The sequence below is a fragment of the Bradyrhizobium sp. USDA 3256 genome, assembly GCF_054058275.1.
Map to the genome: position 1 here is coordinate 8,065,204 of NZ_JBSSAE010000002.1, position 25,571 is coordinate 8,090,774.

Here is a 25,571-nt window from a genome sequence, read left to right on the forward strand (position 1 = left end):
CTCCTATTCCGGAACCCGCGTGCTGATCACCCGCCGCCGCCTTCTTGCAACCTTGACCGGAGCCGCCGCGGCGATCGGTGTGCCCTCGATCTGGATGACTGCCATGAAAACCTACGACGGCCCCGTCTCCGATCATTTCGACGGCCTGCACTTCTTTGATCCGGACGGCTCGCCGCCGAAATCGCTTGGTGAGGTGCTGCGCTGGCAGTTCGGGGGCGGCCGGAAGCGCGCGGTCTGGCCGGAATGGGCGCCGAGCCCCCATGCCGATACGCCGCCGTCCCGCGTCGAGGGCGACAAGGTGCGGCTCTGCTTCGTCGGCCATGCCAGCTGGCTGATCCAGACCGCGGGCCTCAACATCCTGTTCGATCCGGTCTGGTCGATGCGGGCCTCGCCGTTCAGCTTTGCCGGGCCGAAGCGGCACAACGATCCCGGCATCGCATTCGATAAACTGCCGAAGATCGACGTCGTGCTGGTGTCGCACGGCCATTACGACCATCTCGACGTCGCGACGCTGTCGAAGCTTGCGGGGGCATTTGGACCTCGCGTGATCACACCGCTCGGCAACGACGTCACGATGCGTGCATCCGATGCCGCGATCAAAGCCGAGGCCTTCGACTGGCATCAGCGCGTCGAGCTCGGCAGTGGCCTTGCCGCGACGCTGGTTCCGACGCGGCACTGGTCGGCGCGGGGGCTGTTCGACCGCAACAAGGCGCTGTGGGCGAGTTTTGTCTTGGAGACGCCGGCCGGAAAGCTCTACATCGTCGGCGATTCCGGCTACGGCGACGGGGGACATTTCCGCCGGGTGGCCGAGGCGCACGGTCCGTTACGGCTGGCGATCCTGCCGATCGGCGCCTATGAGCCGCGCTGGTTCATGCGCGACCAGCACATGAACCCGGAGGATGCGGTGAAGGCGTTGGCCGATTGCGGCGCCGCCCAGGCGCTGGCGCATCACCACGGCACATTCCAGTTGACCGACGAGGCGATCGACGCGCCCGCGATCGCGCTTGGCGAAGCGCTCGACGCGGCGAGCGTGCCGCGCGAGAAGTTTCTGACGTTGAAGCCCGGGCAGGTGTTCGAGATTTAGGAAAAGAGTAGCCCGGATGGAGCGCAGCGTAATCCGGGAAAGTCCATCCGCGGAAAAGTCGGCCCCGGATTGCGCTGCGCTCCATCCGGGCTACGATTTCACCTCCCCTTGAAAAGGGGAGGTCGCTTTGCTCGTCAGAGCAAAGCGGGTGGGGATCTGTTCCCTCCACTTGCAGCGGAGCCTGCGGCAGACCCCCATCCCGACCTTTCCCCCTTTCAGGGGGAAGGAGACGAGAGATCTGTAGCCTCTTACTTCTCCTTGATCGCCCAGGAGACGCTGACATTGACCGTCAGCGTTTCCTCGCCTTGCGCCACCGGCGTCGGCGCGGCGAAGCCTGCCGTCGCCATCTTGGGACGGAACACCGGGACCGGCGCCGAGCCGACCTCCGCGATATTCACGGGCGCGCCGAGCGTGACGCCGGCGGCCTTGGCGTAGATCTCCGCCTTGCGGCGGGCGTCGGCGATCGCCTTTTCGCGCGCCTCGTCGAGCAGCTTCGAGGCCTGCGACACCGAGAAATTGAGCCCGCCGATATCGTTGGCGCCGGCGCCGACCAGCACGTCGATGACGCTGGCGACCTTGCTCACATCGTGCAGCCTGATCGTGACACGATTGCTCGCGTGGTAGCCGACGATGCTGGGCGGGGCGTTCGGCGACGACGGCCCGCGATTGGCGAATTGCGGCTGCAGCGACAGCCGCGAGGTCTGAAAGTCCTTCTCCGCGATCCCGGCGCCCTTCAGTGCGGCCAGCACCTTGGCCATCGTCATATTGTTGGCTTCGGCGGCTTCGCGTGCGGTCTTGGCGTCGGTGGTGACGCCCGCGTCAAGCTGCGCCTGGTCGGGCGGCGCCGACACGGTCGCCTCGCCGGTGACCGAAATCGCCGGCGGAAAGTCGTCATTGGCGAGTGCCGGCGCAGCCAGCAGCGTGGTCGCGATCAGGGTGGCGGCGAAGGGGAGGCCGAAGGGGAGGCCAAGGGGTAGGCGATGGGTCATCTGGCTCACTTCAGGGGTACGTAGACGTTGATCACAAGCTTGTCCTCCGCGGTCTTCAGCGGATCGGTGATGTATTCCTCGATAAAGGTGTCCTTGGCTTCGAGCTTCTTGTCGTCGAGGTGGTTGGTGATCGCCTCATAGGTGTTGTCCATGTTGTCGTAGGAACCGCGATGAACGAACTTCAGCGCCTTGCCGTCGGGCGAATTGCCCATGCTCATGTTCTTGCCGAGGTTCCTGACGTCCTGATCGACCGGGATCTCGGCGATGAAGGTGAAGCCGGTGTCGTCGGTCGAGGTGTAGACGATCATCGGATTGCCCGATGCCTTGACGCCGTCCTTGTCGAGCAGCGCGGTGAGCTGCTTGAACGCCTCGATCAGCGCGTCGAAGGCGGAATCCCAATTGGCGGTGCCCTTCAACATCACGACCTTTTTCGGCTCCAGCGTGAACGGCTCGCCGAAGGGATCGGCGGTCTGCACCGGGGCTGCCGGCGCCGGCGCCGGGGTCTGCGCTGCGGCCGGGCTGTCGGCCGGCGACTTGGTCTCGGCCGGCGGGGGCACCGGCGTCGCCGATGGTGTCGGGGCAGGAGTTGGGCTCGGGCTCGCTGCGGGAGCGGGCGAGGCTGACGGCGACTGGGCAGGGGCCGGGCTTGCCAGTGCGATCGCGGCCAAGGGCAGCAGCGCGACCAGGGCCGCGCGGAGCGTGTTGATACGGTTCATTGGTATTCTCCATCCCCTTCCTCGAACGGCCGCTCGATCTGTCCCGGCGCGCGGTCCGCGAGATGCGATATTCCTAACACGCTGGTTCTGCATTCGTCCCATGACAGATGTGTCATGGGGCCATTCAGGCTGGCTAACGGCCCACCACTCGCCATATAACCGGGCAGAATTTGGGAAAATCGATGAGCGCGCTCGCCAATCACGCATTCGCCAAGATGAACGGCATCGGCAACGAGATCGTCGTCGTCGACCTGCGCGATTCAGCGGCACAAGGTCGGGCACAGGTGTCGGCGGCGGAGGCGCGCGCCGTGGCTTCGCCGGCCGGTGTGCCCTATGACCAGCTGATGGTGCTGCAGCCGCCGCGGCTCGACGGCACCGAAGCGTTCATCTCGATCTACAACAATGACGGCTCGGAGGCCGGCGCCTGCGGCAACGGCATGCGCTGCGTGGTGCGGCGGATCTTCGAGAAGACCGGCCAGACATCAGCGACGTTCCAGACCCGCGCCGGCCTGCTCAATTGCTGGCAGGGGCCGGCGCCCGATCTCTACACCGTCGACATGGGCGCGCCGAAGTTCGGCTGGCAGGACATTCCGCTGGCTGAGGAATTTCGCGACACCCGCTACATCGAGCTGCAGGTCGGGCCGATCGACAATCCGGTACTGCACTCGCCATCGGTGGTCTCGATGGGCAATCCGCATGCGATCTTCTGGGTCGATGACGTCAATGCCTACGATCTCGAACGTTTCGGGCCGCTTTTGGAAAACCATCCGATCTTTCCGGAGCGCGCCAACATCACGCTCGCCCATATCGTCGATCGCGACCACATCACGATCCGCACCTGGGAGCGCGGCGCCGGCCTGACCAGGGCCTGCGGCTCGGCAGCCTGCGCGACGGCGGTCGCGGCGGCACGGCTGAAGCGTGCCAACCGCGTCGTCGAGATCACGCTGCCCGGCGGCAAGCTCGGCATCGAGTGGCGCGAGCGCGACGATCACGTGCTGATGACCGGCACCGCCGATTTCGAGTATGAGGGCCGCTTCGATCCGGCGCTGTTCGCCAGCGTTGCTTGATCGTTATGGGCGTCGATGTCGTCACCTTTGGCTGCCGCCTCAATTCCTTCGAATCCGAGGTGATCCGCCGCGAGGCCGAGCAGTCGGGGCTTTCGGACACCATCGTCATCAACAGTTGCGCCGTCACCAACGAGGCGGTGGCGCAGGCGCGGCAGTCGATCCGCAAGCTGAAACGCGAACGCCCGCATGCGCGCATCGTCGTCACCGGCTGTGCGGCGCAGACGCAAAGCCGGATGTTCGCCGAGATGGCCGAGGTCGATCGCGTCGTCGGGAATGACGAGAAGATGCGCGGCGACGCCTGGCAGGCGACGCGCACTGCGTTCGAGGCGCCGTTCGGCATCGATGCGAGCGAGAAGGTCGCGGTCGCCGACATCATGGCGGTGACCGAGATGGCGCCGCATCTGCTCGACGGCTTCGAACGCGGCCTGCCGCGGGTGTTCGTTCAGGTGCAGAACGGCTGCGATCATCGCTGCACCTTCTGCATCATCCCCTACGGCCGAGGCAATTCGCGCTCGGTGCCGATGGGCGCGGTGGTCGATCAGGTCCGCGCGCTGGTCGAGCGCGGCCATGCCGAGATCGTGCTGACCGGCGTCGATCTCACGAGCTATGGCGCCGACCTGCCCGGCGCGCCGAAACTCGGCCAGTTGACCCGGCAGATCCTGCGCCATGTGCCCGAGCTGAAGCGGCTGCGCATCTCGTCGATCGATTCGATCGAGGCGGATCGCGACCTGCTCGATGTCATCGCCGACGATGCGCGGCTGATGCCGCATCTGCATCTGTCGTTGCAGTCCGGCGACGACATGATCCTGAAGCGGATGAAGCGCCGGCATTCGCGGAAGGACGCGATCGATTTCTGTGCGCAGGTCCGCCGGCTGCGGCCGGACATCGCTCTCGGCGCCGACATCATCGCGGGCTTCCCGACCGAGTCTGAAGAGATGTTCGCGCGTTCGCTCGATCTGGTCGAGGAATGCGATCTCACCTTCCTGCACGTGTTTCCCTATTCGCGGCGTCCGGGCACGCCGGCCGCACGGATGCCGCAGGTCGATGGCGGCGCGATCAAGGAGCGCGCCAGGCGGCTGCGCGCGGCAGGCGAAGCCGCGCTGCTGCGCCGGCTTGATGCGGAAGTCGGCGCGACGCGCGAGGTGCTGATCGAGAGCGGCACGCAGGGCCGCACCGAGCACTTCCTGCCGGTCGCGATCGAGAGAGATGTGCAGGGCATGGTGCGCGCGATAACTATCCGCGGCCATGACAATGCGCGGCTCATTGCATCCGGCCGCTGAGAAAGTTCGCTCCCATTGTGGTCCCGGCGCAGGCCGGGACCCATTGCCGCAGATCTCAATTGTTGCGCGACGCTGGGGCCGCGATCTCGCACGGTCACCGAATGCGGTGGTTATGGGTCCTGGCTTTCGCCAGGACGACGAATATGGGGAGCCCGCGCATGGCGCCTCCGGAGCAGCGGATCACCTGTATTTCGCAGGTGATGATACTGAACGAGCTATTTGACAGGTTGAATCTCTACATGCGCATCGTGCATGACGCACTCAGTGCGTGCGCCCGCCCAGCCTTGCCGGCTGCGACGCGCGAACCTGCCAGAACCGCAGCAGGCGATCGGCGTTTTCGCGGGTCAATTTCGTGAACTGGCCCTTCGCATGGGCGAGTTCGACCGGTCCCATGGAGCCGGTGGTATAGCGACATTCCATTACCGCGGCGGCGGTATCCCAACTCAGGCCTGCCGCCCGGCACGGCACCAGCAGGCCTTCACTGCGCAGGCTTTGCATCAGGGAGCGGATCACCTCGATGTTCGACTGCGCAAGATACGCCAGCGCAACGATGGTCTCTTCATATTTTCGCTGCCTGGCGAAACCGAGCAGTGAGGCTTCGTTGAGCTCGCCGTCGTCCTTCAGCTTCGCGACGTGGTGCTTGGCCGCGGTGAAGTCGCGGACCTGCGACATGTCGCGCTCGACGCCGGCGGCGACCGCGGCGATCGCGTGCCGGATCTCTTCGAACAGATAGGGCGGGGCGCGTTCCAGCAGACGGCCGCGAACCTCTTCCGTCGCGCGGCGCAGGAGCTGAAGGCGGAGCTCCGACGGCAGGTCCGCGCGAATGCCGGTCTCGACCGCAAGCACCGGATCGTGTTCGGCCTGCGCGAGGATGACAGCAAATCCGCCCGGCGATACTTTGGCGCCGGGATTGGTGACCAGGCGGTGGCTCACGCTCGCAAAGCGACGCGCCAGAAGCGCGTCAGTGACGACCTCCTTCAGCCACCAGCGGCCGGCGACGGCGAGCAGATGCTGCTCGCTCTTGGTCCGTGCGATCTCGACCAAATCGTCCGCGCTGAGCCGCGACGATTCCTGCAGGATCGGCCGCGCGATCCTGATCTCGTCATTGCTGGCGAGACGACGAATGATCGCGGGCGGTGCCTGGGCGACCGGTGCGAGCTGCTCGCTGATGTCGGTGAGCGCCATCCGGGCGCTGATGTCGGCGAGCGCGCGCAACTCGATGGTCTTCACCAGACGCTCGAGCACGTTGTCGAACAGCTCGATCTGTTCGCTGTTGAACTTGCCGGCGGATGCGAGGAAGAGGCTGGTGACGCGTCTTGCCGTGGCCAGGCATTTATCGGCGGAGCCGGCGCGTATCGCAGCCTCGACCTCGTCGACAATAGCTTGTCCATCATTCAGCATTGCTCGTCCTGAGCCGTCGCGGCGCGCTTTTTCTAAGCCGCCTGCAGGACTATCCGATGGGCCTGAATGTTCCGTAAAGGATAATTGTCCGTAAAATCACGGAGGCTAAAGCGCGATGAGGTTGGGGCTGGAAAACCGCTTCGCACTTTTCCGGATCATGCTTAGTCGCCGTTCCAGCCGCAGGCCCTGAGCCGCTCCCGCATGTGTTCGGGTGCCGGCGCCACCACATGCACCGGGTCCTTGTTCCTGGAGATCGGGATGCCGATCTCGCGGGAATGCAGATGCAGGGTCGGCTCACCGAAGCGCGGACCGTTGCCGTAGATATTGTCGCCGACGATCGGCCAGCCCATCGCCGCCGAGTGCACCCGCAGCTGATGGGTGCGGCCGGTGACCGGCTCCATCGCGAGCCAGGTGAGGCCGTCGCCACGCCCCAGCACCTTCCAGTTGGTGATCGCCTTCTGGCCATCCGGGTCCGGCTTCTGCCACCAGCCGCGCTCGGCGTTGAGCCGGCCGAGCGGCATGTCGATGGTGCCTTCATCCTCGGCAGGGCCGCCCTCGACCACCGTCCAATAGGTCTTCGAGATCTTGCTGTGCTTGAACAACAGCCCGAGAGAGGCGGTCGCCTTGCGGTGGCGTCCCAGGACAAGGCAGCCAGACGTGTCCTTGTCCAGCCGATGCGCCAGCACCGGCGGCCGCGGCAGGCCGAACCGCAGCGCGTCGAACGAGGCCTCCAGATTGGGCCCGCCCTTGGGACCACGATGCACCGGCAGGCCCGCCGGCTTGTCGATCACCAGCATCAGCCCGTCGCGGTGGAGCACCCGGCCCAGGATTTCTTCCGCGGTCAATTGGGGAACATCGATCAATTCGTCGAGACTTTCGTTTATGGGCCGAAACGGCTAACACGTCCGCGCCATGAACGATACCACTGCGGGAACTCCAAAACAGAGCTGGTGGCAGCGGCTGAAGGGCGGCCTGAAGCGGACCTCGAGTTCGATCGGGACCGCGGTCGCCGACCTCGTCACCAAGCGCAAGCTCGATTCGGCCATGCTCGATGACATCGAGGATGTGCTGCTGCGCGCCGATCTCGGTACCGATGTCGCGGTCCGCATCGCGGAGGCTGTCGGCAAGGGGCGCTACGACAAGGCGATCTCGGCCGACGAGGTCAAGGAGGTGGTCGCGACCGAGGTCGAGAAGGTGCTGTCGCCGGTGGCGAAGCCGCTCGAGATCGATGCCGCGAAGCAGCCGTTCGTCATCCTGGTGGTCGGCGTCAACGGCTCCGGCAAGACCACGACGATCGGCAAGCTGGCCGCGAAATTCTCCGCCGAGGGCCGCAAGGTCATGCTGGCCGCCGGCGACACCTTCCGCGCCGCGGCGATCGAGCAGCTCAAGGTCTGGGGCGAGCGCACCAAGTCGCCGGTCATCGCCGGCGCCCAGGGCTCGGATTCGGCGAGCCTTGCCTTCAGCGCGCTGACCGCGGCCAAGGAGCAGCAGCGCGACGTGCTGCTGATCGACACCGCCGGCCGCCTGCAGAACAAGTCCGAGCTGATGAACGAATTGGAAAAGGTCGTGCGCGTCATCAGGAAGGTCGATGCGTCGGCGCCGCACGCGGTGCTGCTCGTGCTCGACGCCACGGTGGGACAAAATGCGTTGTCGCAAGTCGAGGCGTTTCATCGTACGGCAGGCGTCACGGGGCTCGTGATGACCAAGCTTGACGGCACCGCGCGCGGCGGCATCCTTGTCGCGCTGTCGGAGAAGCACAAGCTGCCGGTGCATTTCATCGGCGTCGGCGAAGGCGTCGAGGACCTCGCGCCCTTCGCCGCGAAGGATTTTGCCAAGGCAATTGCCGGAATCGATTGATGGACAAGACCCAGCCGCACCCGCTGTTCAAGCTGGCGACCGAACTCGGGCCGCTGCTCGTGTTCTTTATCGCCAACGCCAAATACCATCTGTTCGTCGCGACCGGCGCGTTCATGATGGCGATCGTGGCCGCGATGATCGCATCCTATGTGGTCACCAGGCACGTGCCGATCATGGCGCTGGTGACCGGCGCGATCGTCTTGGTGTTCGGCACGCTGACGCTGGTGCTGCACGACGAGACCTTCATCAAGGTCAAGCCGACTATCATCTACGGGCTGTTCGCGGCCGTGCTCGGCGGCGGGCTCCTGTTCGGCCGGTCCTTCATTGCCATCATGTTCGATCAGGTGTTCAACCTGACGCCGCAGGGCTGGCGCATCCTCACCATGCGCTGGGCGCTGTTCTTCGCCGGCATGGCGGTGCTCAACGAGCTCGTCTGGCGCACGCAGACCACGGATTTCTGGGTGAACTTCAAGGTGTTCGGCGTGACGCCGCTGACCATGATCTTCGCCATCGCCCAGATGCCGCTGACCAAGCGCTATCACCTCGAGCCGGTCTCGCTGGAGGCGAGCGAGGCCGACGCGGGCGACGTGCGGAAGGGGTGATCACCGCTCTGCTCCTCGCCCCGCTCTTGCGGGGAGAGGGTTGGGGTGAGGGGTCTCTCCACGGACAGGCTCGGAGCCTATTACAAACACCGTCCAGAGCCCCTCACCCGAAATTCCCGCTTTGCGCGAATTTCGACCTCTCCCCGTAAAGGACGGGGAGAGGGAGGCCAGTAAGCCGCTGTCACTAGCTGCCCGCCGCGAGCGCCTTCTCGATCTCGGCCTTGAGCACGCGGTTGACGTTGTCCGGGGTCACCGGGCCGACCAGCTTGTAGACGATGGTGCCCTCGCGCCCGACCAGGAAGGTCTCGGGCACGCCATAAACGCCCCATTCGATCGAGGCGCGACCGTTGCCGTCGACGCCGACGATGCCGAACGGATTACCGTAGCGGCCGAGGAAGCGCCGCGCGTTCTCGGGCGAGTCCTTGTAGTTGATGCCGATGATCTGGAAGCGCTTGTCCTTGCCGAGCTCGGTCAGCAGCGGCGCCTCGTCGTGGCAGGGGACGCACCACGACGCCCAGACATTGACGACCGAGACCTTGCCCTTGAAGGCGGCGGGATCGAGACCGGGGACCGGCGCGCCGTCCCGCACCAGGCCGTCGAGCGCGGGCAGCGCGGTCTGCGGCGCCGGCCGGCCGATCAGCGCCGACGGGATTTTCGAGGGATCGCCGCCATAGAGCCGCAGCAGGAACAGCCCGGCGAGGCCGAGAAAGATCAGCAGGGGCAGCACCACCAGCAGGCGGCGGGCTTGCGGCGGGCGGTTGGTCGCCTGATCGCTCATCTTGTATCTGCCGCACTGCGGCCGGAGCGGCGCGTCACGCCGCTGGCCTCGATCTCCCTGAGACGCGCCTGTTGCCGGCGATAGTCGGCGATGATCCAGACGATCAGCAGCAGCACGACCGCCGCGACCAGCGCGTAGGACGTCACGATGAAGGAGGCGTAGGGACCAAGCGCCATCGTGTCACGCCGCTCCGATTTCGTTTGACGCGGTTGCCTGCGAACCGCCGCCCGTCTCGCTCGTGAACGAGACGCGGCTCGCCTGCATCATCTGCAGGCTGCGCACGCGCCGGCGCAGGATCTCGTTGCGCATCGCCGCCAGGTGCAAGGTGATGAACAGCAGCGAGAACGCGATCGCCATCACCAGCAGCGGCCACAGGAACGCCTTGTCGAGCGTCGGCCCGCCGGCGCGAAACACCGAGGCCGGCTGATGCAGCGTGTTCCACCAGTCGACCGAGAACTTGATGATCGGGATGTTGATCGCGCCCACCAGCGTGAGCACCGCCGCCGCCCGCGCCGCGCGCGACGGGTCCTCCACCGCGCGCCACAGCGCCATCAGGCCGAGATACATCAGGAACAGGATCAAGACCGAGGTCAGGCGCGCATCCCACTCCCAATAGGTGCCCCACATCGGCCGGCCCCACAGCGAGCCGGTGACCAGCGCAAGGAAGGTGAAGGCGGCGCCGATCGGAGCTGCGGCTTTCGCGGCGACGTCGGCGAGCGGATGCCGCCACACCAGGGTGCCGAGCGCGGCCACGCTCATGACGCCCCAGACGAACATCGACAGCCACGCGTTCGGAACGTGGATGAACATGATCTTCACCGTGGCGCCCTGCTGGTAGTCGTCGGGCGCCATCGCCGATTGGTAGAGCCCGATCGCGAGCAGGATCGCGGTCACGCCGGCGAGCCACGGCAGGATGCGCGCGGTCAGCGCCAGAAACTTGGTCGGGTTGGCGAGGTCGGTCAGCGTCATGGCACCCTGATAATCGTCCGGTGTGTCGCAGGCAATTGGCCGATTTCCTCCCGGCGAGATTTGATCGGGCTCATTTCAGTCCAGCCCGTGCCGCAGGCTCGCGGCGGCGGCAAAGGGGCCGATCACGAGGCTGGCAAGCGACAGCGCGCAGAGGATCGAGAACGGTGTTCCAAACGGCAAAGGCCCCGATATTGCCGCCTGCGAGGCCGCGACACCGAAGATCAGCACCGGGATCGACAGCGGCAGCACCAGCACCGCCAGCAATAGCCCGCCGCGATGCAGCGTCACGGCCAATGCCGCGCCGATCATGCCGGTGAAAGTCAGCGCCGGTGTTCCCGCCAGCAGCGTCGCCGCAACGGCGAGCGTCGCGGTGCCGTCGAGATTGAGCAGCAGGCCGAGCACCGGGGTTGCGATGATCAGCGGCAGCCCGGCGGCGATCCAGTGTGCCAGTGCCTTGGCGGCGCAGGCGAGTTCCAGCGGCGTCCGGGCCATCACGATGAGGTCGAGCGAGCCGTCCTCGTGGTCGGCCGTGAACAGGCGGTCGAGGGTGAGCAGGCTCGCCAGCAACGCGCCGAGCCAGAGGATGGCGGGGCCGAGCCGCGACAGCAGCGCGAGATCCGGTCCGACCGCGAACGGCATCAGCACGGTGACGGTGAGGAAGAACAGCACGCCGATCAGCGCGCCGCCGCCGACACGCAGCGCGATGCGGATGTCGCGCCGGATCAAGGCGCCAAGCGCGCTCATGCCGCGCCTCCCATCCGCAGATTACGCGCATCGATGCCGAGCGGCAGATGCGTCGCCGCGACGATCAGGCCGCCTTGTGCGAGATGGTCGCGCATCAGGTCGACGAACAGCGCCTGTCCGGCCGCATCGAGCGCCGATGTCGGCTCGTCCAGCAGCCACACCGGCCGCCGCACCGAGAGCAGGCGCGCGATCGACAGGCGGCGGCGCTGGCCGGCTGAAAGGTAGGCCGCCGGCAGATGCGCGGCGTGGTCGAGCGCCACCGCGGCAAGGCAGCGGCCGGCGTCCTTGGTCTCGCCGCCGAGGAATTCCCGCCAGAAGGACAGATTTTCCGCAACGCTCAGCGCCGGCTTCAGGGCGTCGCGGTGGCCGAGATAGTGGGCCTGCTCCGGCAGGCTGAGCTCGGCGTCGCCGCCTTCGAGCGCGACCACACCCTCGGTGGGAACCAATAGCCCCGCCAGGACCCGCAGCAGCGAGGTCTTGCCCGCGCCGTTGGGGCCCGTGATGGCGAGCGCCTCGCTTGACGTGGCCGACAGATCGAGGCCGGAAAACACCTCGCGCCCGCCGCGCACGCATTTCAGATTTCGTCCCGAGAGCCGCATGGTTCGTCTTGTCACAGCCCTCTGAAATCTTTCGCTACCGCGTGAGAATTTTTGGGTCGCGCAACGCTGTCGCACGCTTGTCGGTGTGGCGGCGCTTCTAGAAAGGTTCTATAAGCCCGGAACTTGATGCAGCACACACAATCGGCGGCCGCAACCCACCCCAGGCCATCCCTTGGCCAGTGTCGATCGCCGGTGTTTAGTTACCCTTGCCGGGTATAACTGAGAATTGGGATTCCTCGCATGACCTCGCTCGACAGCTTCAAATGCCGCAAGACCCTGAAGGTCGGCGGCAAGTCCTACGTCTATTACAGCCTGCCCCAGGCAGAGAAGAACGGACTGAAGGGGATTTCGAAGCTGCCGTATTCGATGAAGGTTCTGCTGGAGAACCTGCTGCGCAACGAGGACGGCCGCACCGTCAAGAAGGAAGACATCGTTGCGGTGTCGAAGTGGCTGAAGAAGCGCCAGCTCGAACACGAGATCGCGTTCCGCCCGGCGCGCGTCCTGATGCAGGATTTCACCGGCGTCCCGGCCGTGGTCGACCTCGCGGCGATGCGCAACGCGATGCAGAACCTCGGCGGCGATGCCGAGAAGATCAACCCGCTGGTGCCGGTCGATCTCGTCATCGACCACTCGGTGATCGTCAACTTCTTCGGTGACAACAAGGCGTTCGCGAAGAACGTCACCGAGGAATACAAGCAGAACCAGGAGCGCTACGAGTTCCTGAAGTGGGGCCAGAAGGCGTTCTCGAACTTCTCGGTGGTGCCGCCCGGCACCGGCATCTGCCACCAGGTCAATCTCGAATATCTGGCGCAGACGGTGTGGACCAAGAAGGAGAAGATGACGGTCGGCCGGAAGACCGGCACCTTCGAGGTCGCCTATCCCGACTCGCTGGTCGGCACCGACTCGCACACCACGATGGTCAACGGCCTCGCCGTGCTCGGCTGGGGCGTCGGCGGCATCGAGGCGGAGGCCTGCATGCTCGGCCAGCCGCTGTCGATGCTGCTGCCTGAGGTGGTCGGCTTCAAGCTCAAGGGCCAGCTCAAGGAAGGCGTCACCGCGACCGACCTCGTGCTGACCGTCACCCAGATGCTGCGCAAGCTCGGCGTGGTCGGCAAGTTCGTCGAGTTCTTCGGCCCGGGCCTCGACTATCTCTCGGTCGCGGACAAGGCGACCATCGGCAACATGGCGCCCGAATATGGCGCGACCTGCGGCTTCTTCCCGGTCGACGCCGCGACCATCGATTACCTGAAGACCTCGGGCCGCAAGGCCGATCGCGTCAAGCTGGTGCAGTCCTATGCCAAGGCGCAGGGCCTGTTCCGTACCGCCAAGTCGACCGACCCGGTGTTCACCACCACGCTGACGCTCGACCTCGGCGACGTCGTGCCGTCGATGGCCGGGCCGAAGCGCCCCGAAGGCCGCATCGCGCTGCCGGCGGTGTCGACCGGTTTCGCGACCGCGCTGGTCGGCGAATACAAGAAGCCCGAGGGCGAGCAGAAGCGTTATGCCGTCGAGGGCCGTGACTTCGATCTCGGCCATGGCGACGTCGTGATCGCGGCGATCACCTCCTGCACCAACACCTCGAATCCGAGCGTGCTGATCGGCGCCGGCCTGCTGGCGCGCAAGGCGGCCGCCAAGGGCCTCAAGGCCAAGCCGTGGGTGAAGACCTCGCTCGCGCCGGGCAGCCAGGTGGTGGCGGAATATCTCGCCAATTCCGGCCTGCAGGCCGATCTCGACAAGGTCGGCTTCAACCTGGTCGGCTTCGGCTGCACGACCTGCATCGGCAACTCCGGCCCGCTGCCGGAAGACATCTCGAAGTCGATCAACGAAAACGGCATCGTTGCCGCCGCCGTGCTGTCGGGCAACCGCAACTTTGAAGGCCGCGTCTCGCCCGACGTGCAGGCCAACTACCTCGCCTCGCCGCCGCTCGTCGTCGCGCACGCGCTCGCCGGCACCGTGACCAAGGATCTCGCGGTCGAGCCGCTCGGCATCGGCAAGGACGGCAAGCCGGTGTTCCTCAAGGACATCTGGCCGACCGCCAAGGAGATCAACGCCTTCATGAAGAAGTACGTCACCGCGACGATCTTCAAGAGGAAGTATGCCGACGTGTTCAAGGGCGATACCAACTGGCGCAAGATCAAGACCACGGAAAGCGAGACCTATCGCTGGAACATGAGCTCGACCTATGTGCAGAACCCGCCCTATTTCGAAGGCATGAAGAAGCAGCCCGACCCGGTCACCGACGTGGTCGATGCGCGGATTCTCGCGATGTTCGGCGACAAGATCACCACCGACCACATCTCGCCGGCCGGTTCGATCAAGCTGACCTCGCCCGCCGGCAAGTTCCTCAGCGAGCACCAGGTGCGCCCCGCCGACTTCAACCAGTACGGCACGCGGCGCGGCAACCATGAAGTGATGATGCGCGGCACCTTCGCCAACATCCGCATCAAGAACTTCATGCTGAAGGGCGCCGACGGCAACATTCCGGAAGGCGGTTTGACCAGGCACTGGCCCGACGGCGAGCAGATGTCGATCTACGACGCCGCGATGAAGTATCAGCAGGAGAGCGTGCCGCTGGTGGTGTTCGCCGGCGCCGAATACGGCAACGGCTCGTCGCGCGACTGGGCCGCGAAGGGCACCCGCCTGCTCGGCGTGCGCGCGGTGATCTGCCAGAGCTTCGAGCGCATCCATCGGTCCAACCTGGTCGGCATGGGCGTGCTTCCGCTCACCTTCCAGGACGGCACGTCGTGGTCCTCGCTCGGCCTCAAGGGCGACGAGAAGGTCACGATCCGCGGGCTGCAGGGCGATCTGAAGCCGCGCCAGACATTGACGGCCGAGATCGTCTCCGCTGACGGCGGCAAAAAGGATGTCCCGCTGCTCTGCCGCATCGATACGCTGGACGAGCTCGATTACTATCGCAACGGCGGCATCCTGCATTATGTGCTGCGCAAACTCGCGGCCTAAGGGCCCCTTGTTTGAGCATGGTCTATCCGGAAAACCGCTTCACACTTTTCCGGACCATGCTCCAACGCGGATTTGTGATCGGTGCCTCACTGCTTAGTGAGTAGCGGCTAAAAAGAAGGCGGCCTATGAAAAGGCCGCTTTCTCGCGTTTTGGGGCACGCAAGTTCAGGGACAGACTTCATGCTCCGTACAATTACGGATGGAAATCATCACGACTGGTTCGCAGTATGACAGCGATGATGGCCTATAACTGTATCTCGCGATGGTCGAGCGCCCTTGGCATCTGCGCAATCGTCGCGATCATCCGCCCCGCCCACGCTGATCCGCGTGCTGTCGTCGAACTCTTCACCTCGCAGGGATGCTCGTCCTGTCCGCCCGCGGACAAGATCATCGGTGACCTCGCGAAGGACCCCAACGTCATCGCGCTGAGCATGCCGATCGACTATTGGGACTATCTCGGCTGGAAGGACACGCTGGCCGATTCCCGTTTCAGCGCGCGCCAGAAGGCCTATTCGCATGTGCGCGGCGACCGCGACGTCTACACGCCGCAGGCTGTGATCAACGGCTCCGCGCATGTGATCGGCAGCGACCGCGCCAGCATCGAGAGCGCGATCAAGGACACCGAGAAGGGCGGCAGCGTGATGTCGGTGCCGGTGACGATGACGCTGACCGGCAAGCAGATCAATGTGTCGGTCGCCGCATCGAAGTCGCCCGCAGTGTCGCGCGGCGAGGTCTGGATCTGCTCGATCTCCAAGTCGGTGCCGATCTCGATCGCGCGCGGCGAGAACCGCGGCCGCGAGATCACCTACCACAACGTGGTGCGCAATCTCCTCAAGGTCGGCGACTGGAACGGTTCGTCCGGGAGCTGGACCGTGCCGCTGGAGAACATCACGCGTGACGGTGTCGATGCTGCTGCGGTGTACGTCCAGGACGGCAACCGCGACAAGCCGGGCCCGATGCTCGGCGCTGCCTTCACCTCGCTTCACTAGCGCCTCGCCACAGTAAGGCGCGATAAGCTGGCTTCGGCCAGTCGCGTCGCTGGCCGCACGCATGTTGTCGTCAGCTGCGCATGGCGACAAACCTGCATTCAGTGATTTGCCGAAAGGAAGGGCGGGGGCTTTGCGCGCGTCTCGCTTGCGCAGGCCCCAAAACAAAAAGGACCAACTTTCGTTGGCCCAGTGTTGGGATTTGACTCCCCTGCGAACAGGCCCGATCCCGACGGCCCCGGGGGGCTGGGGGCTGAGGAATCCGGAACCGAAAGGACCGGGCCAACGCAGGATTTCCTTTTCGCAGGGCAGCGGGGCGGGCGATGGGCGGAAGTGGGGCAGCAATATGATTCCGCTAACGTTCCCGTGACTCTGCGGTTTTCCGGACAATCCGCCGCGCGCGGCGGTGGTTAAGGCCCGGTTGCATTGCGATTGGCCCCTTGCGGGCCCCCTCGCTTAGCGCGATCATGTCACTCTCGTGACGATCCCGAACAGGGGCCTTCGGAACCCGATCGTCACCGAGGTGACAGGAGGCGCTCGATGAGTTTGATCTCGGAGGACACTGATCCGAGCGGGAGTCGTGCCGCGGCGCGCACCGCCGCCGCGACCCCTCAGCCCAACCGCGTGACATTCAATAGACTTGAGCTCAACCGCATTCTCAATCTCTACGGCCGCATGGTCGCCGACGGCGAGTGGCGCGATTATGCGATCGACTTCCTGAAGGACCGTGCCGTGTTCTCGGTGTTCCGGCGCGCATCCGAAATGCCGATCTACCGGATCGAGAAGGATCCCCGGCTTGCGCGCAAGCAGGGCATGTACAGCGTGATTTCAGCGACCGGCCTGATCCTCCGCCGCGGCCATGAACTGGAACGCGTGCTGTTCGTGATCGATCGCAAGCTGTCGCTGGTCTAAGCGCGTTCGCGCGACCCGTTGGGTCCATCCGGGCTACTCTCGTTCCGACCCTCCCCTTGAAAAGGGGAGGTCGCTTTGCTCACGAGAGCAAAGCGGGTGGGGATATTCTCCCTCCACATACGCCGTCGTCTGCGGCTGACCCCCATCCCGACCTTCCCCCTTTCGGGGGGAGGAGAAGAAACCGTAGCGCGGATGAAGCGTACGCAATCCTGGGCCGGTCTCTCCAAAGACTTACCCGGATTACGCTGCGCTCCATCCGGGCTATGCCGCATTTTGCCTCGCGCAAAAGAAAAGCCCCGGCCGTGTGGCCGGGGCTCGGATCGATCGGCTCCGCTCGATGCGCTTAGTCGCGCTGGCCGAGCAGCTGCAGGAGCAGCGTGAACAGGTTGATGAAGTTCAGGTAGAGCGACAGCGCACCAGTGATTGCCGCACGCTCTGCCATCACGCCACCCTGCGAGGCGTAGCCGTAGATGTAGTCGTTCTTCAGCCGCTGGGTGTCCCAGGCGGTGAGGCCCGCGAACACCAGCACGCCGACCACCGACACGATGAACTGCAGCGCCGAGCTCGCCAGGAACAGATTGACCAGGCTCGCGATGATGATGCCGATCAGACCCATGAACAGGAACGAGCCCATGCCGCTCATGTCACGCTTGGTGGTGTAGCCGTAGAGGCTCAGCGCACCGAACGTCGCCGCGGTGATGAAGAACACGCGCACGATCGAGGTGTGCGTGTACACCAGGAAGATCGACGACAGCGACAGGCCCATCAGCGCCGAGAACACCCAGAACAGGAGTTGGGCGGTCGCGGGCTGCAGGCGGTTGATGCCGGCCGAGATGACGAACACCATCGCCAGAGGGGCGAGGATGAACAGCCACTTCAGCGGGCTCACGAACATCGCGTAGCCGAACTGCGTCAGATAGGCGTTGCCGAACTTGGCGACGGCGGCCGACTGGTCGGTCGTCACCGCACCCATGTAGACGCCGAGCGCGGCGAGGCCGGTGATGGCCAGGCCGATGCTCATGTAGTTGTAGATGCGCAGCATGTAGGCGCGCAGACCGGCGTCGACGGCCGCAGCGTCAATGCGCCCGGCGGCCCGGCCGAAAGGAGAAGCGTAGTTGCGGTCTAGGTCCGACATGGTCGAATTCCCGTGGTTGGTCCCGGTGGAGCGCAAGGGATTTGCGGCGCCGGTCGTAAATCTATCTCAGATGGCTCGGTTTGCGGAACATTAATTTCCGTGTCATTCAAACCGACTATCCGACCCGATTGGTATGTGGGAAATTAACACATCCGACGCAAGCTTCCACGCGCGGCCGAATGTCGCTCTACCCTAGCATTATAGGCAAAAACGGGCGCTCGCGCCGCTACATTTTGTCACAAATTCCGCAACACTGAGGCCGGCTTCTGGTTTAGCGCGAGCAGCGTCCCGGCGAGCCCCAGTCCGACCGTGACGACCAGCGCGGCGACCACGACCAGCGCGGCGCTGCCGGCCTGCCAGATAAAACTCAGCGTCATCAGCCGCGTCACGATCAGCCAGGCCGCGATCGAGCCGGCGATCACCCCGAACACGGCGGTTGCAAAACCGATCATCAGATACTCTAGCGCGTAAGCGCCGAGCAATCGCACCCGCGTGGCGCCGAGCGTCTTGAGAATCACGGCGTCATAGACGCGGTGACGGTGTCCGGCGGCCAGTGCGCCGCCGAGCACCAGGATTGCGGATATCAGCGTCACGGCGCTGGCGCCGCGGATCGCCAGCACCAGATTGCTGACCACGCTGCCGACCGTCTCCAGCGCTTCGCGGACCCGCACGCTGGTCACCATCGGGAACGCGTCGGCGACCTGCTTGATGATGCGCGCGTCGTCGGCGGAATCGGCATGTGGTTCCGTCAGGGTCGCGACATGGCTGTGCGGCGCGCCCTTGAAGGCATTCGGCGAGAACACCAGCACGAAATTGATGCCGAGGCCCTGCCAGTCGATGTTGCGCAGGTTGGCGATCTTCGCCGGCACGTCGCGTCCGAGCACGTTGACGACGATCTCGTCGCCGATCTTCAACGACAGGCCGTCGGCGATCTTCTTCTCCATCGAGACCAGCGGGGGTCCGCTGTAGTCCGGTCCCCACCATTCGCCCTCGACGATCTTCGAGCCCTTGGGGATTTCGCCGGTATAGGTCAGGCCGCGGTCGCTCTGCAGCACCCATTCCGAATCGACCGACGGCTTGAGCTGGTCGGCCTTGACGCCGCGCGCGGCGACGATGCGTCCGCGCAGCATCGGCACGTCCTCGACGGTCGAGCCGGCGGCGACCTTGGCCAGGAAGGCATTGAAGCGGTCGGCCTCGGTGGAGGGGATGTCGATGAAGAAGAACGACGGTGCCCGCTCCGGCAGGGCGGCCAGGAATTGCCGACGCAGATTGCCGTCGATCTGGGTAATGGTGACGAGCACAGCGAGCCCCAGCCCCAGCGACAGCACCACCGACGGTGTCAGCGCGCCCGGCCGGTGGATGTTGGCGATCGCGAGCCGCAGCATGGTCATGCGGCTGCGCGGCAACCGCCGCGCCACCGCCATCAGGAGCTCGGCAATTCCGCGCAGCAGCAGGAACACCGCGATCGACGAGGCGACGAACACGGCGGCGACCCGCTTGTCATAGGCAAGCCCGATCGCGACGCCGATCAGGAGCGCGATCACCACGGCCATCAGCGCCAGATAGCTCCAGCGCGGGCGATGCCACTCGCTGGTGACGGTCTCGCGGAACAGCGCCGCGACCGGCACGTCATGGACGCGGCCGAGTGGCCACAGCCCGAACGCCAGCGCGGTGAGCTGGCCATAGATGAAGGACAGCGCGAGCTCGTCGGGGTGCAGCGCGGGCACCACCGGCAGCGGCAGCAGCCTACCGAACAGGCCGACGATGACGAAGGGCAGCGCCGCGCCGAGCACGAGCCCGATCACCGAGCCGATCCCGGCCAGCACCACCACCTGCGTGCAGTAGATCGTGAAGACGTCGCGGCCGGTGGCGCCGAGCGCCTTGAACGAGGCGATGACGTCGCGACGCCGGTCGATATGGCTCTTCACCGCGTTGGCGACGCCGACACCGCCGACCAGCAGCGCCGCGAGGCCGACCAGGGTCAGGAACTGGGTGAAGCGGTTGATGGTGCGCTCGAGCTGCGGCGAGGCATTGCTGCGGCTGCGGACCTCCCAGCCGGCCTCCGGCGCTGCGCTGCGTGCACCGTCGATCAGCGCGGTGGTGGCGCGATCGTCGTTGGCGCCGTCAGGCAGTTTCACGCGGTAGATCCAGCGCACCAGGCTGCCCGGTTGCAGCAGGTCGGTGGCGTGCAGGCTGGTTTCGCTGACCAGGAAGCGTGGCCCGAGGCCGACGCCGCCGGCGAGCTTGTCGGGCTCGGCCACCACCACGCTGCGGATCTGATAGGTCGCGCTGCCGATGGTGACGCGGTCACCGAGCTTCAGGTCGAGCCGCGCCAGCAACGTCGAATCGGCGGCCGCGCCGTAGACGCCGTCGCGTTCGGCGAGCAGATCGGCGACCGACATGTTCGGCTCGAGCGTCAGCTCGCCGAGCATCGGATATTTGCCGTCGACGGCCTTGAGCTCGACCAGCGCCAGCTTGCCGTCATTGCTGCGGGCCATCGCGCGCAGCGTGGCCGCGATCGAAACCTCGCCGCGCGTGCGCAGATAGGTGACCTCGTCGGGCTTGGCCTCGCGCGAGATCAGCGAGAATGCGACGTCGCCGCCGAGCAGCGTGCGTCCCTCGCGGGACAGGCCGTCGCCAAGGCTCGCGGCGACCGAGCCGACGCCGGCAATCGCCATCACGCCGAGCGCGATGCAGGCGATGAACACGTAGAAGCCGCGCAGGCCGCCGCGCAATTCGCGCAGCGCATAACGGAAGGCAAGCGACGACGCGCGGCCCTGCACCGCGACTTCGGACGCGATGCTCATGTCGTGGATTGTCCGTCGATGCGGCCGGAGCGCAGCCGCACGACGCGGTCGCAGCGCTGCGCGAGCGCGAGATCGTGCGTCACCAGCACCAGGGTCATGCCGCGCTCGGCGTGCTTGGTGAACAACAGGTCGACGATCTGCTTGCCCGTCGTCTCGTCGAGATTCCCGGTCGGCTCGTCGGCAACGAGGATCGCGGGATCGGGTGCGAGCGCGCGCGCGATCGCGACGCGCTGCTGCTCGCCACCGGAGAGCTGCGTCGGATAGTGATGCAGGCGCTCGCCGAGCCCGACCGATTGCAGCTCCTGCGCGGCGCGCGCAGCGGCATCGGGATTGCCGGCGAGCTCGAGCGGCACCGCGACATTCTCCAGCGCCGTCATGGTCGGGATCAGATGGAACGACTGGAAGACGATGCCGACCTGGCGGCCGCGGAAGCGCGCCAGCGCGTCTTCATCGAGGGCATTGAACGAGGTGCCGTTGACGACCACTTCTCCACTGTCAGGACGTTCGAGCCCCGCCATCACCATCAGCAAGGTCGACTTGCCCGAGCCCGACGGGCCGATCAGGCCGATGGCCTCACCCGCCGCCACACGAAGGCTGATATCTTTGAGGATATGGACCCGTGCCGCGCCGGTGCCGAGCGAGAGATTGACGTTCCTGACGGCAATGGTGTCCGGCTCGACGTCGGTCAGTGAAGAGGATTCGATGAGACTGTCCATGGTTCGGTCATATGGCACTTCCGCAGCTGCGGTCGAGGGCCGGTTGAGAATCTTCGTGCACATACTCGTGTTGCTTATGGGCTTGATGACGGCGGCCAGCGCGCAGACGCCAAGGCTGGAGAAAGGCCCGGCGAAGCCGATCAAGATGGTGGTCCTGGGCGATTCCCTGAGCGCCGGGTACGGCCTCCCGGGTCCGGCGGCGTTCCCGATCCGGCTGCAAAAGGCGTTGGAAGCCAAGGGGATAAAGGTCGAGATGAGCAATGCCGGGGTGTCCGGCGACACCGCCTCAGGCGGCCGCGAGCGGCTCGACTGGTCGGTGCCTGATGGAACCGATGCCGTGATTGTCGAGCTCGGCGCCAACGATGCCTTGCGCGGCATTGATCCCGCGGTTACGCGCGCCGCGCTCTCCGACATCATCACAAAGTTGCAGGCGCGCAAGATCGCCGTGCTCTTGTGCGGCATGCTCGCGCCACCGAACTATGGCAGTGAGTATGCAGCGAAGTTCAACGCGATCTATCCGGATCTCTCGAAGACACTTGGCGTGCCGCTTTATCCGTTCTTCCTCGATGGCGTTGCCGCCGACGCCAAGCTCAACCAGGCCGACGGCATGCATCCGACGGCAGCAGGTGTGGACATCGTTGTGAAAAATATCCTGCCCACAGTGGAGGCATTTCTCGGCGCAATATCAGGACAACGCAGTTGAAACGCAGGCAGTGAGCCGTGCCGTGTCCGTAGGTTTACGAGCTGTTAACGGGTCATGCTTCGCAGAGTCACATATCTCGGGTACAAATAGGCATCGGTGATTCGTCGCCGGGCCGTTACAGGGTGCGGGCTCCCAAAACCCGCGCCAAGCATCGAGGATTATTGCGATGCCGCGTCTGTTCACTGGACTGGAAATTCCGGCCGATATCGGCCAAACCCTCTCCAGCTTGCGTGGCGGCCTTCCCGGCGCACGCTGGATCGATCCCGAAAATTATCACGTCACTCTGCGCTTCATCGGCGATATCGATGGCATGTGGGCCAACGAGATTGCGACGATGCTGTTTCGGGTAAACCGCAAGCCGTTCGAGGTCAAACTGCAGGGCCTGTCGAGCTTCGGCGGACGCAAGCCGCGCGCGGTGGTTGCCGCCGTCGAGCCGAGTCGGCCGTTGATCGAACTGCAGGCCGAGCTCGAGCGGATGATGCAGCGGATGGGGCTCAATCCCGAGGGCAGAAAATTCACGCCACATGTCACGCTCGCGCGTTTGCATGACGCTTCGAGCCAGGACGTCGCGGATTATCTGTCCGTGCGCGGCTACTTCCCGAGCCGCAGCTTCATGGCGGACCGCTTCGTGCTGTTCTCGTCGCGCGCGTCGACCGGTGGCGGTCCTTACGTGGTCGAAGATTCCTATGACCTCTGCGCGTAAGGTGTTGCAGATCGCGTTTTAAGGCGCCCCGGCAAAGCTCGTGCGGTCGGCCGTGGTATGCAAGGGTTCGCGCTTGCATACCTGCCTGCATACCCACTGGCACAATTCACGGCTTGCAATTTGCCGCGCACTAGGGCCGTAAGGTGGGCTCATGCTGTCCACCTCGCCCAGTTCCTTTCTCGAGCACTACAAGTCCCTGGTCGCCTCCGGCGCGATCGAGGCGGATCCCGCGCAGGCCCGCGCCGCCGAGGCGTTCGGCGCGCTGGATGAGCGGCTCGCGAGCTACAAGCCGCAGCGCAAGCCAGGCCTGTTCGGGCGGCTGTTCGGCGGCGACAAGGACGACAAGCCGCCGCGCGGGCTCTACGTCCACGGCGAGGTCGGCCGCGGCAAGACCATGCTGATGGATCTGTTCTTCCAGCAGAGCCCGGTCGAGCACAAGCGCCGCGCGCATTTCCATGAATTTATGGCCGAGGCGCATGAGCGCATCTACGGCTATCGTCAGCAGATCGCGCGCGGCGAGATCGCGGATGGCGACGTGATCGCGCTCACCGCGCAGGCGATCTTCGACGAAGCCTGGCTGCTCTGCTTCGACGAATTTCACGTCACCGATATCGCGGATGCGATGATCCTCGGCCGGCTGTTCGCAAAGCTGTTCGAGCTCGGCACCGTCGTGGTCGCGACGTCGAACGTTGCGCCGGATGATCTCTACAAGGGCGGGCTCAATCGCGCGCTGTTCCTGCCGTTCATTGCGCAGATCTCCGACCACATGGACGTGTTGCGGCTCGATGCGCGCACCGACTTCCGGCTGGAGAAACTCGTCGGCGTCAAGATGTGGCTGGTGCCCGCGGATGACGCGGCCGATGCCGCGCTCAATGCGGCGTGGCGCAAGATGACCGGCAATGCGCCGTGCAAGGCGCGCCTCATTCCGATCAAGGGACGGATCCTGAACGTGCCCTGCTCGGCGCACGGCGTCGCGCGCTTCAGCTTCATGGACATCTGCGAGAAGCCGCTGGCCGCGTCCGACTACCTCAGGCTTGCGCACGACTACCATACGATCCTGATCGACCACATTCCGGTGATGGACTACGCTGAGCGCAATGCCGCCAAGCGCTTCATCTCGCTGATCGACACGCTCTATGACAATGCCGTGAAGCTGATGGCCTCGGCCGAGGCCGATCCGGTGTCGCTGTACCTTGCGACCGAAGGCGTCGAGGCGATGGAGTTCAAGCGCACATCCTCGCGCCTGATCGAAATGAGCTCGGAATCCTACCTGGCGCTGCCGCACGGCCGGAAGGACTCCTCCGCGAGCGGCGCGTCGACCGGCTTGGTCGAGACCTGAAATTCAGCCTCGAAATTCCGTCTCGAAATATCGTCTTGCGCGCGGTCTGGTTCGGAGCAACTTTTCGTGTCTCCGGGGCGGATGTTGCTGGCATGCCTGATCGAATTCCAGGCAGGGCCCGCAATCGGGCAGGCCGCGACTTGAATGGATCATTCGAAAGGGATAACCACCCTTGCAACCGACTTCCCTCCCTCCCGTACACAGTTCAAAGGACTGATTTCCCATGGCACGCGACAAGATTGCTCTGATTGGCTCCGGACAGATCGGCGGAACGCTGGCGCACCTCGTCGGCCTCAAGGAACTCGGAGACGTCGTGCTGTTCGACATTGCCGAGGGCGTGCCGCAGGGCAAGGCGCTCGACATCGCGCAGTCGTCGCCGGTCGACGGTTTCGATTCCAATCTGGTCGGCGCCAATTCCTATGAAGCGCTCGACGGCGCCAAGGTCTGCATCGTCACCGCCGGCGTGCCGCGCAAGCCCGGCATGAGCCGCGACGATCTCCTCTCGATCAACCTCAAGGTCATGGAGCAGGTCGGCGCCGGCATCAAGAAGTACGCGCCCGACGCTTTCGTCATCTGCATCACCAACCCGCTCGACGCCATGGTGTGGGCGCTGCAGAAGGCCTCGGGCCTGCCGCACAAGAAGGTGGTCGGCATGGCCGGCGTGCTCGACTCCGCGCGTTTCCGCTATTTCCTGGCCGACGAATTCCACGTCTCGGTCGAGGACGTCACCGCCTTCGTGCTCGGCGGCCACGGCGACACCATGGTGCCGCTGACCCGCTACTCGACCGTCGCCGGCATTCCGCTGCCCGACCTCGTCAAGATGGGCTGGACCTCGCAGGCGCGCATCGATGAGATCGTCGATCGCACCCGCAACGGCGGCGCCGAGATCGTCAACCTGCTCAAGACTGGCTCCGCCTTCTACGCGCCGGCCGCGTCCGCGATCGCGATGGCCGAGAGCTACCTGAAGGACAAGAAGCGCGTGCTGCCCTGCGCCGCCTATCTCAACGGCGAGTACGGCGTGAAGGACATGTATGTCGGCGTGCCGGTCGTGGTCGGCGCCAAGGGTGTCGAGCGCATCGTCGAGATCGAGCTGGCGGGTAAGGACCGCGAGGCTTTCGACAAGTCGGTCGGTGCGGTGCAGGGCCTGGTCGACGCCTGCAAGAAGATCGCGCCCGATCTGCTCGGCAAGTAATCTCGATTGGCAATGGCCCGATAGGCGGTTTC

At 65.2% G+C, this 25,571-nt stretch carries 24 protein-coding genes; 12 read left to right on the forward strand and 12 right to left on the reverse strand.

Features of this window, described 5'->3' with window-relative positions; translation table 11 throughout:
• The first annotated feature begins 19 nt into the window (after positions 1–19).
• Positions 20–1,084, forward strand: a complete 1,065-nt coding sequence (locus ACVWY5_RS40035) for an MBL fold metallo-hydrolase (RefSeq protein WP_028336284.1) — start codon at positions 20–22, stop codon at positions 1,082–1,084.
• Positions 1,085–1,332: 248 nt separating this feature from the next.
• Here ACVWY5_RS40035 and ACVWY5_RS40040 read toward each other — a convergent pair whose 3' ends face one another.
• Both ACVWY5_RS40040 and ACVWY5_RS40045 read right to left on the reverse strand, forming a co-directional pair.
• Positions 1,333–2,073 carry an SIMPL domain-containing protein gene (locus tag ACVWY5_RS40040; protein WP_028336285.1) on the reverse strand — a complete coding sequence of 247 codons (741 nt, stop codon included), beginning with the start codon at positions 2,071–2,073 and terminating at the stop codon, positions 1,333–1,335.
• A gap of 5 nt (positions 2,074–2,078) precedes the next feature.
• The gene (locus ACVWY5_RS40045; protein ID WP_028336286.1) at positions 2,079–2,789 is read right to left on the reverse strand and encodes a GyrI-like domain-containing protein; all 711 of its coding nucleotides are present in this window, start codon (positions 2,787–2,789) and stop codon (positions 2,079–2,081) included.
• Between the two features lie 182 nt (positions 2,790–2,971).
• Between ACVWY5_RS40045 and dapF the strand changes: the two genes are divergently transcribed.
• The gene (gene dapF, locus ACVWY5_RS40050; RefSeq protein WP_028336287.1) at positions 2,972–3,856 is read left to right on the forward strand and encodes a diaminopimelate epimerase; all 885 of its coding nucleotides are present in this window, start codon (positions 2,972–2,974) and stop codon (positions 3,854–3,856) included.
• Between the two features lie 5 nt (positions 3,857–3,861).
• On the forward strand, positions 3,862–5,136 hold the full coding sequence (mtaB, locus tag ACVWY5_RS40055; protein ID WP_028336288.1) for a tRNA (N(6)-L-threonylcarbamoyladenosine(37)-C(2))-methylthiotransferase MtaB: 1,275 nt from the start codon (positions 3,862–3,864) through the stop codon (positions 5,134–5,136).
• Positions 5,137–5,397: 261 nt separating this feature from the next.
• Here the strand turns inward: mtaB and ACVWY5_RS40060 are convergent, their stop codons facing one another.
• Together ACVWY5_RS40060 and ACVWY5_RS40065 are read right to left on the reverse strand one after the other, a co-directional pair.
• The gene (locus ACVWY5_RS40060) at positions 5,398–6,537 is read right to left on the reverse strand and encodes a DUF2336 domain-containing protein (RefSeq protein ID WP_028336289.1); all 1,140 of its coding nucleotides are present in this window, start codon (positions 6,535–6,537) and stop codon (positions 5,398–5,400) included.
• Positions 6,538–6,698: 161 nt separating this feature from the next.
• Positions 6,699–7,400, reverse strand: a complete 702-nt coding sequence (locus ACVWY5_RS40065; RefSeq protein ID WP_028336290.1) for an RluA family pseudouridine synthase — start codon at positions 7,398–7,400, stop codon at positions 6,699–6,701.
• Between the two features lie 49 nt (positions 7,401–7,449).
• Here ACVWY5_RS40065 and ftsY point away from each other — a divergent pair, with 49 nt between their 5' ends.
• On the forward strand, positions 7,450–8,394 hold the full coding sequence (ftsY, locus tag ACVWY5_RS40070; RefSeq protein ID WP_028336291.1) for a signal recognition particle-docking protein FtsY: 945 nt from the start codon (positions 7,450–7,452) through the stop codon (positions 8,392–8,394).
• Entirely contained in the window at positions 8,394–8,996 is a 603-nt protein-coding gene (locus ACVWY5_RS40075) for a septation protein A (protein ID WP_028336292.1), read from the forward strand. The genes ftsY and ACVWY5_RS40075 overlap by 1 nt, the downstream gene beginning before the upstream one ends.
• Positions 8,997–9,180: 184 nt before the next feature.
• On the opposite strand, the gene ACVWY5_RS40080 is transcribed toward ACVWY5_RS40075, so the two are convergent.
• From ACVWY5_RS40080 to ccmA, 5 genes are all read right to left on the reverse strand, one after another.
• Positions 9,181–9,774, reverse strand: a complete 594-nt coding sequence (locus ACVWY5_RS40080) for a DsbE family thiol:disulfide interchange protein (protein ID WP_028336293.1) — start codon at positions 9,772–9,774, stop codon at positions 9,181–9,183.
• On the reverse strand, positions 9,771–9,950 hold the full coding sequence (gene ccmD, locus ACVWY5_RS40085; protein ID WP_028336294.1) for a heme exporter protein CcmD: 180 nt from the start codon (positions 9,948–9,950) through the stop codon (positions 9,771–9,773). The genes ACVWY5_RS40080 and ccmD overlap by 4 nt, the downstream gene beginning before the upstream one ends.
• A 4-nt stretch (positions 9,951–9,954) precedes the next feature.
• On the reverse strand, positions 9,955–10,743 hold the full coding sequence (locus tag ACVWY5_RS40090) for a heme ABC transporter permease (protein WP_028336295.1): 789 nt from the start codon (positions 10,741–10,743) through the stop codon (positions 9,955–9,957).
• Positions 10,744–10,818: 75 nt separating this feature from the next.
• Complete coding sequence (gene ccmB / locus ACVWY5_RS40095; protein ID WP_028336296.1) at positions 10,819–11,487, reverse strand: heme exporter protein CcmB; 669 nt, start codon at positions 11,485–11,487, stop codon at positions 10,819–10,821.
• Positions 11,484–12,086 (reverse strand): heme ABC exporter ATP-binding protein CcmA, encoded by a 603-nt coding sequence (gene ccmA, locus ACVWY5_RS40100; protein ID WP_028336297.1) that lies wholly within the window; start codon positions 12,084–12,086, stop codon positions 11,484–11,486. The genes ccmB and ccmA overlap by 4 nt, the downstream gene beginning before the upstream one ends.
• Before the next feature lie 240 nt (positions 12,087–12,326).
• Here ccmA and acnA point away from each other — a divergent pair, with 240 nt between their 5' ends.
• The 3 genes from acnA to ACVWY5_RS40115 all read left to right on the forward strand — a co-directional run bounded on the left by acnA (position 12,327) and on the right by ACVWY5_RS40115 (position 16,944).
• Positions 12,327–15,047, forward strand: a complete 2,721-nt coding sequence (gene acnA / locus ACVWY5_RS40105) for an aconitate hydratase AcnA (protein ID WP_028336298.1) — start codon at positions 12,327–12,329, stop codon at positions 15,045–15,047.
• 226 nt (positions 15,048–15,273) lie between these two features.
• Positions 15,274–16,035: a DUF1223 domain-containing protein gene (locus tag ACVWY5_RS40110; protein ID WP_028336299.1), complete on the forward strand. Its 762-nt coding sequence runs from the start codon at positions 15,274–15,276 to the stop codon at positions 16,033–16,035.
• A 537-nt stretch (positions 16,036–16,572) separates the two neighbouring features.
• The gene (locus ACVWY5_RS40115) at positions 16,573–16,944 is read left to right on the forward strand and encodes a DUF2794 domain-containing protein (protein ID WP_028336300.1); all 372 of its coding nucleotides are present in this window, start codon (positions 16,573–16,575) and stop codon (positions 16,942–16,944) included.
• A 343-nt stretch (positions 16,945–17,287) separates the two neighbouring features.
• Here ACVWY5_RS40115 and ACVWY5_RS40120 read toward each other — a convergent pair whose 3' ends face one another.
• The 3 genes from ACVWY5_RS40120 to ACVWY5_RS40130 form a co-directional block, all read right to left on the reverse strand.
• Positions 17,288–18,079 carry a Bax inhibitor-1/YccA family protein gene (locus tag ACVWY5_RS40120; RefSeq protein ID WP_021078796.1) on the reverse strand — a complete coding sequence of 264 codons (792 nt, stop codon included), beginning with the start codon at positions 18,077–18,079 and terminating at the stop codon, positions 17,288–17,290.
• Positions 18,080–18,315: 236 nt separating this feature from the next.
• Entirely contained in the window at positions 18,316–20,886 is a 2,571-nt protein-coding gene (locus ACVWY5_RS40125) for an ABC transporter permease (protein WP_028336301.1), read from the reverse strand.
• Positions 20,883–21,602: an ABC transporter ATP-binding protein gene (locus ACVWY5_RS40130; RefSeq protein ID WP_028336302.1), complete on the reverse strand. Its 720-nt coding sequence runs from the start codon at positions 21,600–21,602 to the stop codon at positions 20,883–20,885. The genes ACVWY5_RS40125 and ACVWY5_RS40130 overlap by 4 nt, the downstream gene beginning before the upstream one ends.
• A gap of 55 nt (positions 21,603–21,657) precedes the next feature.
• Between ACVWY5_RS40130 and ACVWY5_RS40135 the strand changes: the two genes are divergently transcribed.
• The 4 genes from ACVWY5_RS40135 to mdh all read left to right on the forward strand — a co-directional run bounded on the left by ACVWY5_RS40135 (position 21,658) and on the right by mdh (position 25,539).
• The gene (locus ACVWY5_RS40135; protein WP_028336303.1) at positions 21,658–22,305 is read left to right on the forward strand and encodes a GDSL-type esterase/lipase family protein; all 648 of its coding nucleotides are present in this window, start codon (positions 21,658–21,660) and stop codon (positions 22,303–22,305) included.
• 166 nt (positions 22,306–22,471) lie between these two features.
• The gene (thpR, locus tag ACVWY5_RS40140; RefSeq protein WP_028336304.1) at positions 22,472–23,008 is read left to right on the forward strand and encodes an RNA 2',3'-cyclic phosphodiesterase; all 537 of its coding nucleotides are present in this window, start codon (positions 22,472–22,474) and stop codon (positions 23,006–23,008) included.
• Positions 23,009–23,159: 151 nt separating this feature from the next.
• Entirely contained in the window at positions 23,160–24,347 is a 1,188-nt protein-coding gene (gene zapE, locus ACVWY5_RS40145; RefSeq protein ID WP_028336305.1) for a cell division protein ZapE, read from the forward strand.
• Between the two features lie 223 nt (positions 24,348–24,570).
• Entirely contained in the window at positions 24,571–25,539 is a 969-nt protein-coding gene (gene mdh, locus ACVWY5_RS40150; protein WP_028336306.1) for a malate dehydrogenase, read from the forward strand.
• The last annotated feature ends 32 nt before the right edge of the window (positions 25,540–25,571 follow it).

Excerpts from the sequence above, each read along its gene's own strand:
- ACVWY5_RS40040 (WP_028336285.1), bottom strand. The coding sequence starts at position 2,073 with ATGACCCATCGCCTACCCCTTGGCCTCCCCTTCGGCCTCCCCTTCGCC.
- ACVWY5_RS40045 (WP_028336286.1), bottom strand. The coding sequence starts at position 2,789 with ATGAACCGTATCAACACGCTCCGCGCGGCCCTGGTCGCGCTGCTGCCC.
- dapF (WP_028336287.1), top strand. The coding sequence starts at position 2,972 with ATGAGCGCGCTCGCCAATCACGCATTCGCCAAGATGAACGGCATCGGC.
- mtaB (WP_028336288.1), top strand. The coding sequence starts at position 3,862 with ATGGGCGTCGATGTCGTCACCTTTGGCTGCCGCCTCAATTCCTTCGAA.
- ACVWY5_RS40060 (WP_028336289.1), bottom strand. The coding sequence starts at position 6,537 with ATGCTGAATGATGGACAAGCTATTGTCGACGAGGTCGAGGCTGCGATA.
- ftsY (WP_028336291.1), top strand. The coding sequence starts at position 7,450 with ATGAACGATACCACTGCGGGAACTCCAAAACAGAGCTGGTGGCAGCGG.
- ACVWY5_RS40075 (WP_028336292.1), top strand. The coding sequence starts at position 8,394 with ATGGACAAGACCCAGCCGCACCCGCTGTTCAAGCTGGCGACCGAACTC.
- ACVWY5_RS40080 (WP_028336293.1), bottom strand. The coding sequence starts at position 9,774 with ATGAGCGATCAGGCGACCAACCGCCCGCCGCAAGCCCGCCGCCTGCTG.
- ccmD (WP_028336294.1), bottom strand. The coding sequence starts at position 9,950 with ATGGCGCTTGGTCCCTACGCCTCCTTCATCGTGACGTCCTACGCGCTG.
- ACVWY5_RS40090 (WP_028336295.1), bottom strand. The coding sequence starts at position 10,743 with ATGACGCTGACCGACCTCGCCAACCCGACCAAGTTTCTGGCGCTGACC.
- ccmB (WP_028336296.1), bottom strand. The coding sequence starts at position 11,487 with ATGAGCGCGCTTGGCGCCTTGATCCGGCGCGACATCCGCATCGCGCTG.
- ccmA (WP_028336297.1), bottom strand. The coding sequence starts at position 12,086 with ATGCGGCTCTCGGGACGAAATCTGAAATGCGTGCGCGGCGGGCGCGAG.
- acnA (WP_028336298.1), top strand. The coding sequence starts at position 12,327 with ATGACCTCGCTCGACAGCTTCAAATGCCGCAAGACCCTGAAGGTCGGC.
- ACVWY5_RS40110 (WP_028336299.1), top strand. The coding sequence starts at position 15,274 with ATGACAGCGATGATGGCCTATAACTGTATCTCGCGATGGTCGAGCGCC.
- ACVWY5_RS40115 (WP_028336300.1), top strand. The coding sequence starts at position 16,573 with ATGAGTTTGATCTCGGAGGACACTGATCCGAGCGGGAGTCGTGCCGCG.
- ACVWY5_RS40120 (WP_021078796.1), bottom strand. The coding sequence starts at position 18,079 with ATGTCGGACCTAGACCGCAACTACGCTTCTCCTTTCGGCCGGGCCGCC.
- ACVWY5_RS40125 (WP_028336301.1), bottom strand. The coding sequence starts at position 20,886 with ATGAGCATCGCGTCCGAAGTCGCGGTGCAGGGCCGCGCGTCGTCGCTT.
- ACVWY5_RS40130 (WP_028336302.1), bottom strand. The coding sequence starts at position 21,602 with ATGGACAGTCTCATCGAATCCTCTTCACTGACCGACGTCGAGCCGGAC.
- thpR (WP_028336304.1), top strand. The coding sequence starts at position 22,472 with ATGCCGCGTCTGTTCACTGGACTGGAAATTCCGGCCGATATCGGCCAA.
- zapE (WP_028336305.1), top strand. The coding sequence starts at position 23,160 with ATGCTGTCCACCTCGCCCAGTTCCTTTCTCGAGCACTACAAGTCCCTG.
- mdh (WP_028336306.1), top strand. The coding sequence starts at position 24,571 with ATGGCACGCGACAAGATTGCTCTGATTGGCTCCGGACAGATCGGCGGA.